Annotated in this window: 12 protein-coding genes; 5 read left to right on the forward strand and 7 right to left on the reverse strand. The window is 64.9% G+C overall.

The annotated features are described in order from the left end of the window. Positions 1 to 393 precede the first annotated feature (393 nt). Together FYJ68_RS02635 and FYJ68_RS02640 are read right to left on the reverse strand one after the other, a co-directional pair. Positions 394 to 1,398 carry a GGGtGRT protein gene (locus tag FYJ68_RS02635; protein ID WP_154433731.1) on the reverse strand — a complete coding sequence of 335 codons (1,005 nt, stop codon included), beginning with the start codon at positions 1,396 to 1,398 and terminating at the stop codon, positions 394 to 396. Between the two features lie 24 nt (positions 1,399 to 1,422). Further along, positions 1,423 to 2,157, reverse strand: a complete 735-nt coding sequence (locus tag FYJ68_RS02640; RefSeq protein WP_154433732.1) for an iron-sulfur cluster assembly scaffold protein — start codon at positions 2,155 to 2,157, stop codon at positions 1,423 to 1,425. Positions 2,158 to 2,483: 326 nt separating this feature from the next. Here FYJ68_RS02640 and FYJ68_RS02645 point away from each other — a divergent pair, with 326 nt between their 5' ends. From FYJ68_RS02645 to FYJ68_RS02655, 3 genes are all read left to right on the forward strand, one after another. Beyond that, on the forward strand, positions 2,484 to 3,416 hold the full coding sequence (locus tag FYJ68_RS02645) for a DMT family transporter (RefSeq protein WP_195837687.1): 933 nt from the start codon (positions 2,484 to 2,486) through the stop codon (positions 3,414 to 3,416). A gap of 69 nt (positions 3,417 to 3,485) precedes the next feature. Beyond that, complete coding sequence (locus FYJ68_RS02650; RefSeq protein ID WP_154433734.1) at positions 3,486 to 6,725, forward strand: DEAD/DEAH box helicase; 3,240 nt, start codon at positions 3,486 to 3,488, stop codon at positions 6,723 to 6,725. A gap of 126 nt (positions 6,726 to 6,851) precedes the next feature. Further along, positions 6,852 to 7,568 carry a DUF554 domain-containing protein gene (locus FYJ68_RS02655; protein ID WP_326832174.1) on the forward strand — a complete coding sequence of 239 codons (717 nt, stop codon included), beginning with the start codon at positions 6,852 to 6,854 and terminating at the stop codon, positions 7,566 to 7,568. A gap of 124 nt (positions 7,569 to 7,692) precedes the next feature. Here the strand turns inward: FYJ68_RS02655 and FYJ68_RS02660 are convergent, their stop codons facing one another. The 5 genes from FYJ68_RS02660 to FYJ68_RS02680 form a co-directional block, all read right to left on the reverse strand. After that, on the reverse strand, positions 7,693 to 8,589 hold the full coding sequence (locus FYJ68_RS02660; RefSeq protein ID WP_154433736.1) for an ABC transporter substrate-binding protein: 897 nt from the start codon (positions 8,587 to 8,589) through the stop codon (positions 7,693 to 7,695). A 294-nt stretch (positions 8,590 to 8,883) separates the two neighbouring features. Beyond that, a complete protein-coding gene (locus FYJ68_RS02665) occupies positions 8,884 to 9,762 on the reverse strand; it encodes an ABC transporter substrate-binding protein (RefSeq protein WP_154433737.1) in 879 nt (292 codons plus the stop codon). Positions 9,763 to 10,472: 710 nt separating this feature from the next. After that, on the reverse strand, positions 10,473 to 11,249 hold the full coding sequence (locus tag FYJ68_RS02670) for a MerR family transcriptional regulator (protein ID WP_154433738.1): 777 nt from the start codon (positions 11,247 to 11,249) through the stop codon (positions 10,473 to 10,475). A 240-nt stretch (positions 11,250 to 11,489) separates the two neighbouring features. After that, complete coding sequence (locus FYJ68_RS02675; RefSeq protein ID WP_154433739.1) at positions 11,490 to 12,800, reverse strand: AI-2E family transporter; 1,311 nt, start codon at positions 12,798 to 12,800, stop codon at positions 11,490 to 11,492. A gap of 204 nt (positions 12,801 to 13,004) precedes the next feature. Further along, the gene (locus FYJ68_RS02680; protein ID WP_229771954.1) at positions 13,005 to 14,906 is read right to left on the reverse strand and encodes a subtype A tannase; all 1,902 of its coding nucleotides are present in this window, start codon (positions 14,904 to 14,906) and stop codon (positions 13,005 to 13,007) included. A 270-nt stretch (positions 14,907 to 15,176) separates the two neighbouring features. On the opposite strand from FYJ68_RS02680, the gene FYJ68_RS02685 reads away from it, so the two are divergent. Together FYJ68_RS02685 and FYJ68_RS02690 are read left to right on the forward strand one after the other, a co-directional pair. Beyond that, positions 15,177 to 15,962, forward strand: a complete 786-nt coding sequence (locus FYJ68_RS02685; protein WP_154433740.1) for an alpha/beta hydrolase-fold protein — start codon at positions 15,177 to 15,179, stop codon at positions 15,960 to 15,962. A gap of 149 nt (positions 15,963 to 16,111) precedes the next feature. Then, positions 16,112 to 17,086 carry a 3-hydroxyacyl-CoA dehydrogenase gene (locus FYJ68_RS02690; protein WP_154433741.1) on the forward strand — a complete coding sequence of 325 codons (975 nt, stop codon included), beginning with the start codon at positions 16,112 to 16,114 and terminating at the stop codon, positions 17,084 to 17,086. Positions 17,087 to 17,225 lie beyond the last annotated feature (139 nt).

Below are 17,225 nucleotides of genomic sequence, written 5' to 3' on the forward strand. Positions count from 1 at the left end.
GGCAGAACGGGCGGTTTTGTCCACGGTTGCCGGGAGGCGGGTATGCCCTGCCGCCTGACAGCCAGGCATGGGCCTCCGAGCCAGTGGGCAACCGTCCATGCCCTTCTTTGACTTAATCAAGCAACGAGTGGAGATGCGTACGGTGAAAGGGGCGAACACAGCCGGACATCTGGGGAAAGGGGTTGCCGGGACAAAGAAACGCCGCTCCGGTTGGCACCCTCATCGTGGCAGAAAAGGTGGCAACCTGGCGAGAGGGTGAGGCCAGCGTGAAAGGCCGCGCAGCAGCCGACCCCTCGCCCGTCTCGTCCAGGTCGCCTCGCACAGAAAAAAGGGACCGCCACCTCGCAGGTGACGGTCCCAATGCAGAACGCAAACCAGACAAGCGGCGAAAGCCTACTTGTTCATGGCCTCCTCGACGGCGACGGCGCAGGCGACGGTCGCACCGACCATGGGGTTGTTGCCCATGCCGATGAGACCCATCATGTCGACGTGCGCGGGCACCGAGCTGGAGCCGGCAAACTGGGCGTCGGAGTGCATGCGGCCCATGGTGTCGGTCATGCCGTAAGAGGCGGGGCCGGCAGCCATGTTGTCCGGGTGCAGGGTACGGCCAGTGCCGCCACCAGAGGCTACGGAGAAGTACTTCTTGCCGGCTGCCAGGCGCTCCTTCTTGTAGGTGCCAGCGACGGGGTGCTGGAAGCGCGTGGGGTTAGTGGAGTTGCCGGTGATGGAGATGTCGACGTTCTCGTGCCACATGATGGCAACGCCCTCGCGGACGTCGTCGGCGCCGTAGCAGTTGACCTTGGCGCGCGGGCCGTCGGAGTAGGGGATGGTCTCCACGATCTTGAGCTCGCTCGTGTAGTAGTCAAACTGCGTCTTCACGTAGGTGAAGCCGTTGATGCGGGCGATGATCTGGGCGGCGTCCTTGCCAAGGCCGTTCAGGATGACGCGGAGCGGCTTCTTGCGGGCCTTGTTGGCATTGTTTGCGATGCCGATGGCACCCTCGGCGGCAGCGAAGGACTCGTGGCCGGCGAGGAAGGCGAAGCACTCGGTGTCCTCGCCCAGCAGCATGGCGCCCAGGTTGCCGTGGCCAAGGCCGACCTTGCGCTCGTCGGCGACGGAGCCGGGCACGCAGAAGGCCTGGAGGCCCTCGCCGATGGCGGAGGCAGCCTCAGGGGCGGTCTTGACGCCCTTCTTGATGGCGATGGCGCAGCCCGCGGTGTAGGCCCAGGCGGCGTTCTCGAAGGCGATGGACTGGACGCCAAACACGATGTCGCGCGCGTTCACGCCCTTGTCCAGGCAAATCTTCTCGGCATCCTCGAGCCCGTTGATGCCGTAGCTGTCGAGCACCTTGTTGACCTTGTCGATGCGGCGCTCGTAACCCTCAAACGTAACTGCCATGGTGTTATTCAGCCTCCTCTTCTTCTACTCGTGGACGGGGAACTTGGACTCGGGGTCGTGGGTCTCCTCGTCGGTGCGGGGGTCGATGAACTTCACGGCCTGGTCCCACTGGCCGAAGTGGCCCATGGCCTTGTCCACGGCCTCCTTGGGGTCGGTGCCGGCCTTGACGGCGTCGGTGAACTTGCCCAGGTTGAGGAACTCAAAGCCCACGATCTCGTCGTTCTTGTTGAGGGCCATGCGGGTGACGTAGCCCTGGGTGAGCTCGAGGTAGCGAGCGCCCTTGGCCTTGGTGCCGTACATGGTGCCCACCATGGAGCGAAGGCCCTTGCCCAGGTCGTCGAGACCGGTGCCCACGGGCAGGCCGCCCTCGGAGAACGCGGTCTGGGTGCGGCCGTAGACGATCTGCAGGAAGAGCTCGCGCATGGCAACGTTGATGGCGTCGCACACGAGGTCGGTGTTGAGGCACTCGAGGATGGTCTTGCCGGGAAGGATCTCGGCGGCCATGGCGGCGGAGTGGGTCATGCCCGAGCAGCCGATGGTCTCGATCAGGCACTCCTCGACGACGCCCTCCTTGACGTTGAGGCTCAGCTTGCAGGCACCCTGCTGGGGAGCGCACCAGCCCACACCATGGGTATAGCCGGAGATGTCAGAAATCTCCTTGGCCTGGACCCACTTGCCCTCCTCGGGGATGGGCGCAGGACCGTGGTATGCGCCCTTGGTCACGGGGCACATCTTCTCCACTTCTGCGGAATACTGCATGATTCTCCTCTCCACCACAACGGCGTCCGGGCCCTGTCCCAGACGCACATTCGGCGCCACGCCGTCCCCCTGGATGGCAGGGCACCGCCGGCAACATGCCAGACACATTCATTTTAGGCCAGCGGATGCAAGGCCGTATCCGTGAACGGCGACAACATTCAAAATAGGGGGTGGCCCTTTATTCACTGGTCAACTTCATGAGGGCTCCGTTATTCACATCCAAGATAACCCTGACGCCGGGGGAAGCGTGCCGCGACCAAGGGGAGAGGGGCGTCTCCCCCGTCCGCGTAGCCTGCCGCCATGGCGCGCCTGTTACAATGCGACACATGGAAGTCAGGCATCCACGCATACCAACCTGGGGCTACCAGGTCCTCCTCGCCACGGTGGCGGCCATCTGGGGCGGGTCGTTCATCGTCCTCAAGGGGGCCTTGGGGCAGATGACCCCCGGCTGGCTCCTCACCCTGCGCTTTGCGCTCTCGACCCTGGTGATGGTCGCTCTTTTCTGGCGACGCCTCGCGGCGAACCTCGATTGGTCCCACGTGCTCGCCGGGCTCCTCATCGGTATTCCCGAGGGTCTCGCCTTCCTTGTGCAGAACGTGGGACTGGACGGCACCACTCCGGGCCGCAATGCGTTCCTCACCACCACCTACTGCGTGATGGTCCCGTTCCTCAACTGGGCCGTCACCCGTCATCGCCCCCACGCAAACAACGTCGTGGGCGCACTCCTGTGCTTGGCGGGAGTCGGCTTCCTCTCGCTCGACGGGAGCATGGGGCTCTACCTCGGTCGCGGTGACCTCTTGACCCTGGTCTCCGCCGTCCTGTTCGCGCTCAACATTGTTGCCGTGGGCAGGGTAGGGAGCGCGCACGACGCGGTGACCATGACCATCGTGATGTTTGCCGTGAGCTCGCTCATCTGCCTCGGCTACTCCCTGGCCGTTGAGCCAACGCCCAACTTCGCCACGCTCACCCCCGACTTCTGGGCCCAGATGGCCTACGTGGTCCTCCTCTCGTCCGTCGCGGCGCTCCTCATCCAGAACGTGGCCCAGCAGCACGTGCAGCCGGCAAAGGCCGCGCTGCTCCTCTCGCTCGAGAGCGTCTTCGCGGTGCTCTTCAGCGTCACGCTGTATGGCGAGGCGCTGACCCCGCAGCTGGCCGTGGGCTTTGCGCTCATCTTCGTCGCCGTGCTGGTGAGCGAAATCTGGGTGGGTAGGCGCGCCGCGAGCGAAATAGAGTCGCACGAAGTGCCCGCGAGGGACTAACCTAGGAGTTTGCGCCCTTCCCGCCAACGGGACGGCGGGTGAGAGGGGCATGACTCGCGGGAGGCGCCATTGATCTCTGAGATCGCCCTCAACAAGGTCTGCAGGCCGGCAATTCTCGGCCGTGGTCGCATCATCGCCCAGCGTGGCGCGAGCATTCGCGACCGGGAGTGCTCGTACGACGGGGGCGTCACCAGGCTCAGGGGCAAGGTGGCGTCGTCGTCGGGGTACGCGGACCACTACGACGCGAGCATCGAGTTCGACGAGGCTGCGGACACCGTCCTGGACTTTGACTGCACCTGCCCGGCGGCGGCGCGCTATCCCGGCCCGTGCAAGCACAGCATCGCCCTTGCGCTCGACTTCAACCGCGACCCCTCCAAGTACCGAGGCTATGACCGGCTCCAGCATGCGAGCACGTCCACCGTGCTGGGGGAGTACCTTGACCGCGTCGCCCTTGCCGCCCGCCCCCGCGTGGGCACCGCCACCCCCGAGCCTCCGGGGGGCATCCGCCTGGAGCCCACACTCGTCCACGACCGTGACATGTTCCTGAGGCTGCGCGTGTGCGGCTCGCGCGGGGCGTACGTTGTGCGCAGCCTGAGCGACCTCGTGGCCGACGTCTCAAACAGGGCGTTCCGCGAGTATGGCCGCAAGCTGGCGTTCGTCCATGACCCGGACGCCTTCGACCCGCGCTCGCGCGAGCTTCTCGACTTTCTCGCGCGCTGCGTGCAGAACCGGCGCTCCTACGCGTCGGAGCGCATGTACGGCCGTGTGTACGCCTCGAGCGGCCAGTCCTCCGCCATGCCGGGTCGCGAGCTGCGCCTCTCGGGCCCCGAGGTGGACGACCTGCTGCAGGTCATGCTGGACGGCGAGCTCGTGTTTGAGTCCTCCTCCCAGTCGAGCGAGCGTCGCACCGTCACCGTGCGCGACGGCGACCCCAACGTCGCCCTGAACGTGGTGGAGGCGGGCGACGACGGCTTTGAGCTGGTGCGCCGTGGGAAAGCCGAGTTCTTCTCCGGTGGGTCGCACCTGTATGCCGTGCAGTCGGGCACGCTGTTTCGCTGCACGCCTGCCCTTGCCGCGCAGGCGACGTTCCTCACCGGCGTTTATGACAGCACCACGCCGCACCTGACCCTCTCGCAAAAGGATGCGCCACGCTTTGCCGCGACGCTGCTCCCGCAGCTCGAGCATGCCATGAGCGTGAGCGTTCCGGAGGAGGTCGCGCGCCTCCGTCCCGTTCCCTGCAAGCTGGAGTTCTACCTCGACTTCCGTGACGTGGGCGTGACCTGCGACGTCCAGGCGGTGTATGGCGAGAGGCGCTACCACGTCCTCGCCCGCGAACTGGGGCAGCAGCTGGACGTGGGGAGGGACATCGCGGCCGAGACGGACGCGCGCCGCCTCGCGCAGCGCTACCTCACGGTTGGGGAGGGTGCCATGGCCACCATCCCCGCAAAGGCCGACGTGGCGATCGCTCGGCTGATGTTCGAGGGCGTGCCGGAGTTCTCCCGCATCGGCTCCGTCTACACCACGCCCGAGTTCGACCACCTCCTCAACCGCTCCAAGCCCGAGGTCAGACTCAAGCTGTCGGTGCGCTCCAACCTCATAGACCTGTCCGTCTCGGCCACCGACCTGCCGCTCGACGAGCTGTACGCGCTCCTCTCGAGCTACCGCAAGCGCCGTCGCTTCCACCGGCTGCGCGACGGGTCGTTTCTGGACCTCTCCAAGCTTGACCTGGGGGAGACGGAGCGCCTGGCCGAGGAGCTGGGCCTCTCGTCACGTGATCTCGCACGAGGTCACGTGAGCGTTCCGTCGTACAAGGCCTTCCTGCTCGACTCGATCATGGGGGACGAGGAGAAGGACGCCTCGTTCCGCGACTACGTGGAGTCGTTCCGCTCCGTGGACCCCTCGCGCTACCAGCTTCCAGCCAGTCTGCGAGGGAGCCTGCGCCCGTACCAGGTCGTGGGCTTCCAGTGGCTGAGCGCCCTGTGCGACATGGGCTTTGGCGGCATCCTTGCCGACGAGATGGGCCTGGGCAAGTCGGTGCAGCTCATCTCGCTGCTGCTTGCACGCAGGGGGAGCGGCCCCACCCTCGTGGTTTGCCCCGCTTCGCTGGTGTACAACTGGCAGGCGGAGCTGGAGAAGTTTGCCCCCCAGCTGGACGTCGCGGTGGTGGCGGGGACCGTCCCGGAGCGATCCCGCGTGCGCGGGGAGTCGCACGAGGTCTACGTGACCTCCTACGACCTCCTGCGCCGCGACGTGGAGAGCTGGGCGCGCATGCCGCTCTGGTGTGAGGTGCTGGACGAGGCCCAGTACATCAAGAACCACGAGACCCTTGCCGCCCGAGCCGTGAAGGCGCTCGACGCCCAGCACCGCTTTGCCCTCACGGGCACGCCCATCGAGAACCGCCTGTCCGAGCTCTGGAGCATCTTCGACTTCCTGATGCCCGGGCTCCTGGGCTCCTACGACCGCTTCCGCGAGCGCTACGAGACACCCATCTCGGAGGGTGACGACGAGGTGGCCGAGCGCTTGCGCGAGGCCGTTGGCCCCTTCGTGCTGCGAAGGCTCAAGGCCGACGTCCTCCGCGACCTGCCCGACAAGCTCGAGCAGGTGGTGTACGCGCGCATGGAGGGCGAGCAGCGCAGCCTGTACCTGGCGCACGAGCAGGCCCTGCGCCTCTCGCTCAGCAAGGGCGACGACGACTCGTTTGGCACACAGAAGCTGCAGGTGCTCGCCGAGCTCACGCGCCTGCGCCAGATCTGCTGCGACCCCCGCCTGCTTTACGAGGACTACGATGGCCCCTCGTGCAAGCTCCAGACCATCATGGACCTGGTGGACTCGGTGGTGGACGCCCAGCAGAAGATGCTCGTGTTCTCGCAGTTCACCAGCTACCTGGACATCATCGCGGATGAGCTGGACAAGAGGGACGTGCCCTACTACACCATCACGGGTGCCACGCCCAAACGGCGTCGCCTTGAGCTGGTGGACGCCTTCAACGCCGACGACACCCCGGTGTTCCTGATCTCGCTCAAGGCGGGCGGCACGGGGCTCAACCTGGTGGGCGCGTCCGTGGTCGTGCACGCCGACCCGTGGTGGAACGCTGCCGCGCAGGACCAGGCCACCGATCGCGCGCACCGCATTGGCCAGACCAGGGACGTGACCGTGTACAAGGTGATCGCACGCGACACCATCGAGGACCGCATCCTTGCGCTGCAGGACGCCAAGAGCGACCTTGCCGACCAGGTCGTGGGCACGGGTGGCGGCATGAGCCTGGGGTCGCTCCGCAAGGAGGACCTCATCGAGCTGCTGGGCGACTAGCGCCAGGCGTTCCGGGCGACGGGGGAGAGGGGAGTTCCTCTCGCCCGTTGCCCATCCCGCTGGCATGTCGTCTCCCTGGGGGATATGCTGTTCCACCGTGTGTAAGGTCGTCTGTTGGGGGTTGTCGTGATACTGCTGGGTGCGTTGGTGAATGGACTGGAGGCTGCCGCCGGCGGCATCATCGGCCTGCTGTTCAAGGGTCGCGTCTCGGACGACCTGGGCGACTTCCTCCTGAAGGGCCAGGGCCTTGCCGTGGTGCTGGTGGGCGTCCAGGGCATGGTCAACGGTGGCAGCGTGATCGTGGTCACCCTTGCGATGGCGCTGGGGTGCCTGATTGGCTATCGGCTGGACATCGACGGCCACGTCCACCGACTTGGACAGCGGGTGCAGCGCAGGCTCAACGAGCGCTTTGCCGGGTCGGAGCGCCTGGGGAGCTTTAGCGAGGGCTTCGTCGCGGCAACGCTCTTCACGTGCACGGGCGCGATGGCGATCATGGGCTCCATCCAGAGCGGAATCCAGCTGGACCATTCCACACTCGTGGCCAAGGGCCTCATCGACCTGGTGGTCTGCGTGCCCCTCGCGGCGACCATGGGCATTGGCGTGCCGTTCTGCGGGCTGTCGCTTCTCGCCTACGAGGGTGTGCTCTCCGCGCTGGCGGCGCTCTTGGGGAGCGTGGTCACCAAGGCGGTCATCACGCAGGTGGTATGCACGGGGTCGCTCCTGCTGTTTGCGGTGGGCACCAACCTTCTCAAGGTGACCAACATCAAGGTGGCAAACATGCTCCCGGCGGCGTTCGTGCCCTTCGTGCTGGTTCCGCTCATGCAGGTGGCGGGTCTGGTGTAGCGGTCGATCCTGGCGGAGGGGGCTGCGGGTCGGATGCATCGCCCCTCTCGCCTGGTTGGGAGAAGAGGGCCCCGCGGGAGGTTGCGTGCACTCTCGCGGGGCCCTGGCGTTGGACGTCCGAACCCTAGATCGTGGTGCCGAACCACTTCTTCTCCAGCTCGTCCAGGCTGCCGTCCGACTTCATCTCCTCGATGGCGGCATTGAGGTCCTTGGTGAGCTTGGTGTTCTTCTTGCTCACGACGATGCCGTACTGTTCGCCCGTGGCGATGGAGATGGCGACGGTCAGGTCGGTGTACGACTTGGTGCACATGTAGCTGGCAACGGGCAGGTCGATCACGCAGGCGTTGTAGAGGCCGCTCTGCACGCCGGTCATGGCCTGAATTGCGTCGTCGAGCGGGACGCAGGTGGCGTTGGGCAGGTTCTCCTTCACCCAGTCCTCGCCGGTGGTGCCGGACTGCACGGCAATTTTCTTGCCGCTCTTGTCCAGCGCCTCCTGGGTCTTGTCGGTGGCGATCTTCTGGGTCACCAGGCCCTGGTTGGAGTCGAGGTACGACTCGGTGAAGTCGATCTCCTCCTTGCGCTCGTCGGTGATCGTGAAGGCGGAGACGCCCACGTCGGCCTTGCCGCCTTGCTTGATCATGGGGATGATCGTGTCAAACTTGGTGGGCGAGAGCCATGTCATCTCTAGGCCGAGCTTCTTCGCCAGGGCGTCCATCATGTCGATTTCGAAGCCCTCGGGCGTGGTGGAGCCGTCTGGGATGGACTCGAGCGGGGGATACGCCATGTCCGAGACGCCTGTGAGCTTGCCCTCGGTCACGAGGATGTACTCGCTGGCGCCCGACGCGCTGGAGTCTGCTGCGGCGGCGGAATCCGAGGACGAGGCCGACGAGGACGAGGCCGAACTAGAGCCGCCTTCCGAGCTGCAGCCGGCAAGGCCCATCGCAAACGCCATTCCGAGTGCAGAGCCGGCCCCCTTCACAAATTCCTTCCTGGTGATGTTCCTCTCGTTCGAAGCTGTCATGGCTCCCACCATCCCTCGTCGTCCCTATTTGCTTGGCTGTCAGTTGCGCGCCCGGGGGTTGCTCCGTGCGTTGAGTGCATTGTGCCGCTTGCTTTTAGGGTGGGCGCCGGTGTCGCGTCCAACGTAACTTAAAAGTTATAAGAAAGACTCAAAACGTAAAAGAAAGCGAATAAACAGCCAAGTATTTGCATATTCTATAAATAACGATAGGGCCCACGACAATGTCGCGGGCCCTATCGGCTCCGTCGGCGTTGGAGACTGGGAGTACCGACGGAAGGGAGGTCGATCTTGTGGCTATGAGGAGGAGATGACGGAGCCGAACCAGGTCTTCTCGATGGTGTCCTGCGTGCCGTCCGCCTTGATGTCCTTCAGCGCCTTGTTGACAGCCTTGAGCAGGGCGGTGTTGTTCTTGTTGATGACCGCGCCGTACTGCTCGCCCGTGGGGATCTCGCCGCCGTCGGGAATCTCGAGGTCGGAATAGGCGATCTTGATCTCGTACTCGGTCACGGGCAGGTCGGCGACGCAGGCGTTGTAGAGGCCGCTCTGCACGCCGGTCATGGCCTGGATGATGTCGTCCAGGGGCACGATGGTGGCGTTGGGCAGGTTCTCCTTGGCCCAGTCCTCGCCAGTGGTTCCGGACTGCACGGCAATCTGCATACCATCGGCGTTGAGGGCGTCCTGCGTGGTCGCCGAGGCACCCTTCTTCACCACGATGGACTGGTTGGAGTCCAGGTAGGGGTCGCTCATCGCGACCTCCTCCTTGCGGTCGTCGGTGATGGTGATGGCGCCCAGCGAGATGTCGGCCTTGCCACCCTGCTTGATGGTGGGGACGATGGTGTCGAACTGGACGGAGGGGAGGATGTTCTCTGCCAGGTTGAGCCTCTTGCAGATCTCCTTGTACATGTCCACGTCAAAGCCAACAAAGTCCTTGCTGTCGGGATCAATGGAGACGAACGGCGGGAAGTTGAAGTTGCTGATCATCGTAAGCTTGCCGTCGTTGACCAGGTTGTAGTCGGTCGAGGAGCTGGAGGAGTCAGACGCGGAGGAGTCAGAGCTCGAGCTTGAGCCCGTGCTGCTGGAGCTACCGGAGGTGGAACCGCAACCCACAAGACCGGCCGTGAGGCCAAGGCCACAGACGGCGAGGAAGTCGCGACGAGAAAGGTTTGCCTTCATGCTAGTGTCTCCGTCCCTTGTTGCTTGCACCTGACGCCCGGTGTCTCCGTGCGCTGAGTTAGTTCTATTGTCGTTGCGGCCACACTGGGGACCACATTCGACATCCGTAACAAAATGGATTTGGAAATGAACTAAATTCGCAAACCAGCGATACGAGTTGAAATAAATGTAGATTCATGCATACGATGGGGACGAGCGTGCATTCGTCCGACATTCCCACCGTGGAATGCGGGCTTTGGCGGAGGTTGCTTCCTCACCCTCCTAATCGCGTGGTGCCTCCCCGTCTCGTAAAGAAACGCGCGTTTTGGGTGCCCTAAACGCGTCAAGCTTGATTGAACTTGAAGTTTCGTAAGGATTGACGTGGATAGGGTGGGTCTAACCGCGCCAAATCTTATTGAACTGCATGGGGGTCTGATCAGGGGATGTGCCACCAGCTGTGGGTGCCCGACACGGGCGAGTGCTGCTGAGAAAATTTGAGTTGTGGCAGTCCCAAGTGAGGTGGGCGGGACCCGAGCGCCGAAGGTGCTGAGGAATCTTGAGTTGTGGCAATCCGAAAGCCGTTATCACCGAGGAAATCGGTGGATCAGTGGCAAAGGCGCCCTCTTCCGTGCCTCGCTATTGCCACAACTCGGTTTTCCTCAGCAGACTTCGTCGGGGACCCCGCCGGACGGGTTAGGGGACTGCCACAGCTCGGTTTTCCTCAGCAGCCCCTAGGCAAGACGTTCGATCGCGCTCGCAAGGAACCTGCCCGCGTCGGGTGCCCAGGCGTCGTAGTAGGCGAGGAACCTCTCGTCCGTAAGGTACATCTGTGCCAGCGAGCGATGCGCCTGGGGGGAGTAGGCTCCCTCGGGCCAGAAGAGGCTGAGCCACGCCGCGTGCGCCTGCACTGCCGCTCGGGCGTGCGCATCGTCTGCGTCACCGTCTGCGAGGCCCGCGACTACTTCGTCCCGCACCTTTGCCTCAAGCTCGTTGGCTCGCTTCAGGTCCTCGCCGCTCAACCCCATGAACCGCTCGTTCGACGCATCGACCGCCTCGTCGCCCCATCGCTCGCGAGCCTCTGCCCCGTAGCGCTCCTCGTTCTGGTCGACGAGCCCCCGCTTAAACGCCTCGAACTTCTCCTCCGCGCGCATCGGCGCACCTCCGTCCATCTCTGCGAGCGATCGCTCCACGCTCCTGATGACCCCGTCCAGGTGGTTCCGCCGCACCCTGAGTCCCGCGAGGTGTGACGCGAGGGCCTCCCGCCTGTCGAAGTCGGGGCTGTCCAGAATCCGGCGGATTTCGGGTAATCCCATCTCAAGCTCGCGATAGAGAAGGACCTGCTGCATGCGGTCCACCTCCTCGTGGCCGTACACGCGATAACCGTTCGCGAGGCGGCGGGGATGGATCAGCCCGCACCGCTCGTAGTGGTGGAGCGCACTCACGCTGGTCCCTGTAAGCTCGGCAAATTGCCCGACCGTGTAGGACTCCTCGCTCCGCCCTGCTCCCATGCTAGCCTCCTCCTCTCCGTTGGCCCTGACTTTCTGACAGAGATGGTAAGGCCTCAAGCGACTTGAGGGTCAAGCGGGGATTCGCGGCAGGTTCGAGTGCGTGGCGGAGTAGTCGGACGGCGGCCATTTTCTCGAAGAGCCTCCGAGTCTCATGGAGCCCTGCGCGTGTGGGAACCGCCAACCGCCGTCTCTCCCATGTGTCATGGCCAGGGGAGAGAAGCGCCACCCCCGGCTCGCGAATCAGTCATTCGCGGGTATCGTTGCCCCGTCGGCCTTGCCATTATCTGCGGGCTGGCTTGCGTCCTGGGAGTCGCCCACAGGCCCCTCGTCCCCGCGGTGCGAGAGCCTCGACGCCCGCCACGCCACGAACCTCTCGAAGTAAATCTTGACCAGAGCGGCGCACGGCACGGCCACGAACATGCCAAGCACGCCGCCCACCTTGCCGCCAACGATGAGCGCGACGATCACGACGATGGGGTGGACCTCCACGGAGTCTGACAGGATCTTGGGGTTCACGATCTGGCCGTCCACAAACTGGATCACCGCCAGCACGATGACCGAAACCACGAACGTGGTGAGGTCGGCACCAATCAGGCACGAGAGGGCCGTGGCGGCGTATGCCACGATGGGCCCCACGTAGGGGATGAGGTTGCCAATGCCCGTGGCGATGCCGATGAGGACCGCGTACGGAACGTCCACCACCGACAGCGAGATGGTGACCGCGATGCCCATGAGCAGGGCATCGATGAACTGACCGCGCATGTATCCCGTGAACGCGCGGCGGACGTCGTCGGCAAACGTCTGCAGGTGTCCGTAGGCGTTCTCGCCCAGCATGGAGTCGAGCGCCCGGCGCCAGTAGTCTGCCAGGTTCCGGGCATCGATCAGAAAGTAGACGCAGATCACCGTCGCGAGCACCGTGTTCGAGAGGAAGTCCTTTACCGCGTCAAAGCTCGAGGTCACGGTCTGCCCCAGGTTTCCGCCAGACGTGGCAAAGATGTGCTGGAGGCTACCGAGCGCGGCGTCCACGTCCGCCTGGCTGGCACCCAGGGACAGCGCTGCCTTCTCGATTCCCTGGAACGCCAGGGACATGCTGCTCTTGATGTAGCCCACCAGCTCGGCGAGGTTGCCAAACGAGATCGACCGGATGCTGTTGGTCACAAACGCGAGGATTGCCGAGACGATCACGGTGACCAGTCCTGCGACGACCAGCACCACGATGACGACCGACAGCGCATGCCGGGCGCCGTCCGACCGCGGGAGGATGCCAACGCGGGCGAGCGAGGAGTCGACTCGCGTGACCGCCGGCCACAGGAGGCACGCCGCCAGCCCGCCGATGACGAGCGGGTTCATGATCGCGAGGACCCATGCGCCCGCGGTTCCCAGCGCCTTCCCAATCTGTGGTAGGTAGATGCCCACATTGACGACGAGCACCAGGACGATGGCCGTCGCGATGACATAGCGGCTAATAGTCGAGTACCTTTCGTTGTTGAGGCCAAAGTGGCTCACGCGCACCTCCGTGTTGGTCTGGGCGTTTGTCGCCCCCGGTCGCATCGCCGTCAAAGCCTTGCGGCGATGCCGCCCCAGCCAGGGCAGGACATTTCCTCTCAGCAGTATTGCGATACCATCCGCGAGACTTGTAAGGAATGTACCAGAGAAAGGAAAGGGGAGAGACAAGCACCGCCTGGCTCAGATGCCCATCCCGCCGGCGTCACGAGGTCTTCGCCTGCCCGCGCCTCTCGCCTGGAGGCACCCGACCTACGAGCAGCAGTCCCTGACCCACGAGATGAAGTTTTCGGTGCTCGACCCCGTTCTTTCCGCGGTCGTATGCGCCTGCTCCCACACGGTGGCGAAGTCAACGTCCTTGACCGCCGGGTTTGCCCTCAGTGCCAGGGCGAGGTTGAGCTCGGTGGTGAGCGACGTGTCGCCCTGCTGTATCCCCGTGCGGATGCGCCAGTGCGGCGCCGGCGTCGAGCTCCCGTATCCGTCGAGCCCCTCTGCCACAAAGTACATGGGGTTGTACATGTCCTGACGCACGGAGCTCTTGGTTCCTAGGCCGTCGGTGTTGTCCATGTCACCCGCGTAGGCGCTCACGTAGTCCGATTGATAGTCATCGCATGACGCGTACTTGTCCCTCTCGCTTTCGAGCAGGCCGGACATGATGGGGTCAAAGTGCAGGGCGTCCGCATGCGAGTTGCCAAACAGGAAGTTCTCGGCGCGGTTTCTGTCCAGCGCATCGAAGGCTCCCACGTCCTTGGAGGTGCGCTTGAGGTGCCGCACGAACTCGCCCACGCTCGTGATGGTTGCCGTGTTGGACGAGGGGTCGTAGGCAATCCATTCGGTGTCGGAGTTGAGCGAGGCGATGTAGTCCTCCGCCGTGTCGTAGGTGACTGGTTCGTTCCCGTCCGACGGGCTGTCGTCCTCGGTCGCTGCGGAGGCAACGTGCATCACGGCACAGTCCACGCCATCCGTGCCCGCGGTCCTCTCTCCCGTCCCTCCACCTCCCGCGAACCCGCCGTCCGCCATCGACCTGGAGTCGGGCGTATAGGGGAATCGCGTGTCTTGGAGGAAGTTGTTGAGCGACGTCTCGATCGCGGACTTCACCTGGTCGTAGTAGCTGCCCGAGGTGTAGATTCCCTCCCCGCCCTCCTGCAGCGTGAGCGTGTTGCCGTCGACGTCGGTGATGCCGAGGTCGTTGATGTAGCCGGCAAACTTGCGGGCAAGGTCATGGGAGAAGAGCGCGGTCCACGTTCCGCCCGCCCTCGTCCCGCTGGCGCAGAACTGTCCCATCATCCACTCGTAGGCCTCGTTCGCGATATCGAGCGCGGTGATGGGGCACCAGCACATGGAGCCGGTGATTGCGTCGCTGATGCTAGTCCCGGAGTCGTCGGTGAGCACGGCGCCGATCGCCTGCAGGTAGGGGGTATAGAGCGCGGAGTCCCCCGTGGCTCCCATGAGCGAGCTCTGCGCCCCGCCGCCCGAGTGCCCAAAGGTGAAGACGCGCTTGGCTCCCCCGGGGATGGAGCCGGCGTTGTAGCGCAGGCACCGCACGGCTGCCTTGAGGTCGGTGACGCCCCATGGTGCGCCGCCTGCGAACGCGGTTCCGTCCGGGTTCGTCCCGTTGTTGCGACCGCGACAGCCGGCGTAGACGTAGACCAGCCCCGCCTCAAGGTACTCGGCGAGGCCGTCCGGCTCGTAGGAGGCGGGTGCCCTCTGCGCGGAGTAGCCCGCGGTGTTCACGGGGATCACCACGGGTGCGGCGGATGCCGCGTAGGCACCCACCGTCGCGGACTCGTCCACGTGGCAGGTGTAGGTTCCGTTGCCGTTGCTCGTGCCGACGAAGTACGCGCCGGGTACGTAGATTGCCATCGACTCGTATTCGGACGCGGCAGGGTTTGCGCAGTAGCGGACGCCGATCTGGTAGTAGATGTCGTTGTCCCGGTCATAGCGCCATGCGGCCTCGTCGATGGTGACGGCGGCTCCATCGCCGTGGGCCGATCCCCCCGTGGGGGAGGTCGTCCCGTCCGAGCCACCAGCCATCGGGAGTGCGGGGACGGACGAGCAGCCCGCCAGGCTCGCGGCACCCATCAGGCCGGCGAGCAGGAACGACCTTCTCGTAAGGCTCTTTTCGCCACCAAGGTGGCCGTCACCGCGAGTCATGGTGGACCCCATTTCCCCGTACCGCGTCGCGCCAAGGTTTGTCCGGCAGAGGCACGTTCTTGTGGATGGTGGGTTAGCCCGCGGTTGCTTGGATTCTATCTGGTGCGGCGCGCGCCGACTCCCTTGGGGATGTCGAAGCACCGCAGGCGCATATCCCATAAGATTCCTTAAACGGCATGCGTGACGAATGTGCCGCCGCATGCGGGGTGGGGTGCGGCGCGCTGTCGGGACATGATGGGATGATGGGTGAGGCGGGCGAGAGGGGATGCCATGACGGGGAGAGAGGATCGGGGCAACAGGGACGCGACCGCATCCGTTGGCCTCTTGCGGAATGGCGCGGCGGACGAGGGACGTCCCGAGGAGGGCGGACGGCCTGTCTGGGAGGATGGCGCCGACACTGAGCTGTTCCCCGGCGCCGGCGGCCCGACCGGACCCGTCATCTACGTGATAGACGCGCCCGAGTTCCCGTTCGACCTCGCGCGCGTCGCGGCAGGGCGGACATCCAGCATCGTGCGCGTGCCGGTGGGGGACTGGGGAGACAACCTCACGCCCTGGCCGGCGGAGTCGGCCTTCCGTGGGCGCCCGGATTACGGCGGCCGCGCCGCCGCGACCCTGGAGTGGCTGACTGCCAACGCGATGCCCTCGCTGGAGCGGGGGTGGCACCTCTCGCCTTCTCGCCGGGCGGTTTGCGGGTACTCGCTGGGAGGGCTGTTCTCGCTGTATGCGTTCGCTCATGCCGGGTGCTTTGACGCGTGCGGGTGCATCTCCGGCTCGGTGTGGTACCCGGGGTGGGTCGACCACCTGCGCGCGGTCTGCACGGCGCCGGGGACGGGCCTATCGGGGCGCTTTGCCTTCCTTTCCGTTGGCAGCCGAGAGAAGCATGCCCCGCAGCCTATGCTGCGCTCGGTCGAGGACGACATGGGCGCGTGCGCCAGGATTCTGCGGGAATGCGGCTGCGAGGTCGCGTTCGAGGTTGGGCCGGGAAGCCACATGCAGCACGAGGCCGAGCGGTACGACCTGGCGCTCTCCCGCCTGGACGGGTTTCTGTCGCGGTAGCTCCCGCCCACCGCGCATTGTTACGGCTCCATCTGCCGATTTTCTCCCCTGCGCACGCGCCTGCGGGCATACCGTGCACGGTGGTCAGAGCGCGTGAGGTCGCCCCTCGCGCACCGGCAACGCCAACCATTCGAAAGGATGCGGTCGGGATGGACATCAGCGACGTCAAGAGGGTCACCATTGCGGGGTGCGGGACGGAGGGAAGCCAGATCTCGTCGATGGTCGCGTACAAGGGCTTCGAGACCACCGTCTGGCTTAGGAGCGAGGCCTCCGTCGAACGTGCCAAGCCGCGCCTTCAGGCGGTGCGCCGTCAGATCCTCGCGGCGCTCGACGCCTGGAAGGCGGATCGCAGCCAGTACTGCCGTGGCCTCTCCGACGACCGCGACCTCACAGACGAGGAGATTGACCAGCTCAAGGAGCAGGCGGGGGAGAGACTCTTGCACATCCGCCTCGTGACCGACATGGACCAGGCGTTTGGCGACGCGGACGTGGTCATCGAGTGCATCAACGAGGACCCCGACCAGAAGCGTGACTTCTACGAGCGGCTATCGAGCCACCTGCCCGAGAGGACGCTGCTCCTCACCGACTCGTCCACGTTCCTGCCGAGCACGTTCGCGGATTCCACCGGTCGCCCCGACCGCTACATGACCCTCCACTTTGCCAACCAGATCTGGCGCAACAACCTCACGGAGCTCATGCGCCACGACCGCACCAGCGACGAGTCGTTCCGGCTGGCCGAGCAATTCTCCCACGCAATTGGCATGGTCCCGCTCAAGCTCAACAAGGAGCAACCGGGTTACATCCTCAACACGCTGCTGATCCCCTGGTTCAAGGCAGCACTGTACCTGGTGGCGACAGGTGTGACCGACCCGGCGACGGTCGACCTGTGCTGGGAGCTTGACACCGGGGCCACCCCCGACCAGACCCCCTTCCGCAAGATTGACAAGGTCGGCCTGCCCCTCGCGCTCAAGATCATCTCAATGCAGCCGGGCGCTGACGACCCAACGTCTCCCGCGGGGCAGATGGTCTCGCTGCTCAAGGGCTATGTGGACGAGGGAAAGACGGGCATCGCGGTCGGCGAGGGGTTCTACCGGTATGATGCCGACGGAAACGTGGTCAAGTAGGTTTCTTCACTGAGCCTGGCGGCGGATGCGTTACCTTTCATCGGGGCCGGTTCCGCGCGTTCGCGGGGTCGGCCCCGTTTATCCACCTCGAGAGGCCTCTAAGAGCCTAAGAAGAGGAGAGATGCAGCAACGGGGCGAG

Origin of the sequence: Olsenella porci, assembly GCF_009695875.1 — a bacterium.
GTDB classification, from domain to species: Bacteria; Actinomycetota; Coriobacteriia; order Coriobacteriales; family Atopobiaceae; genus Olsenella_H; species Olsenella_H porci.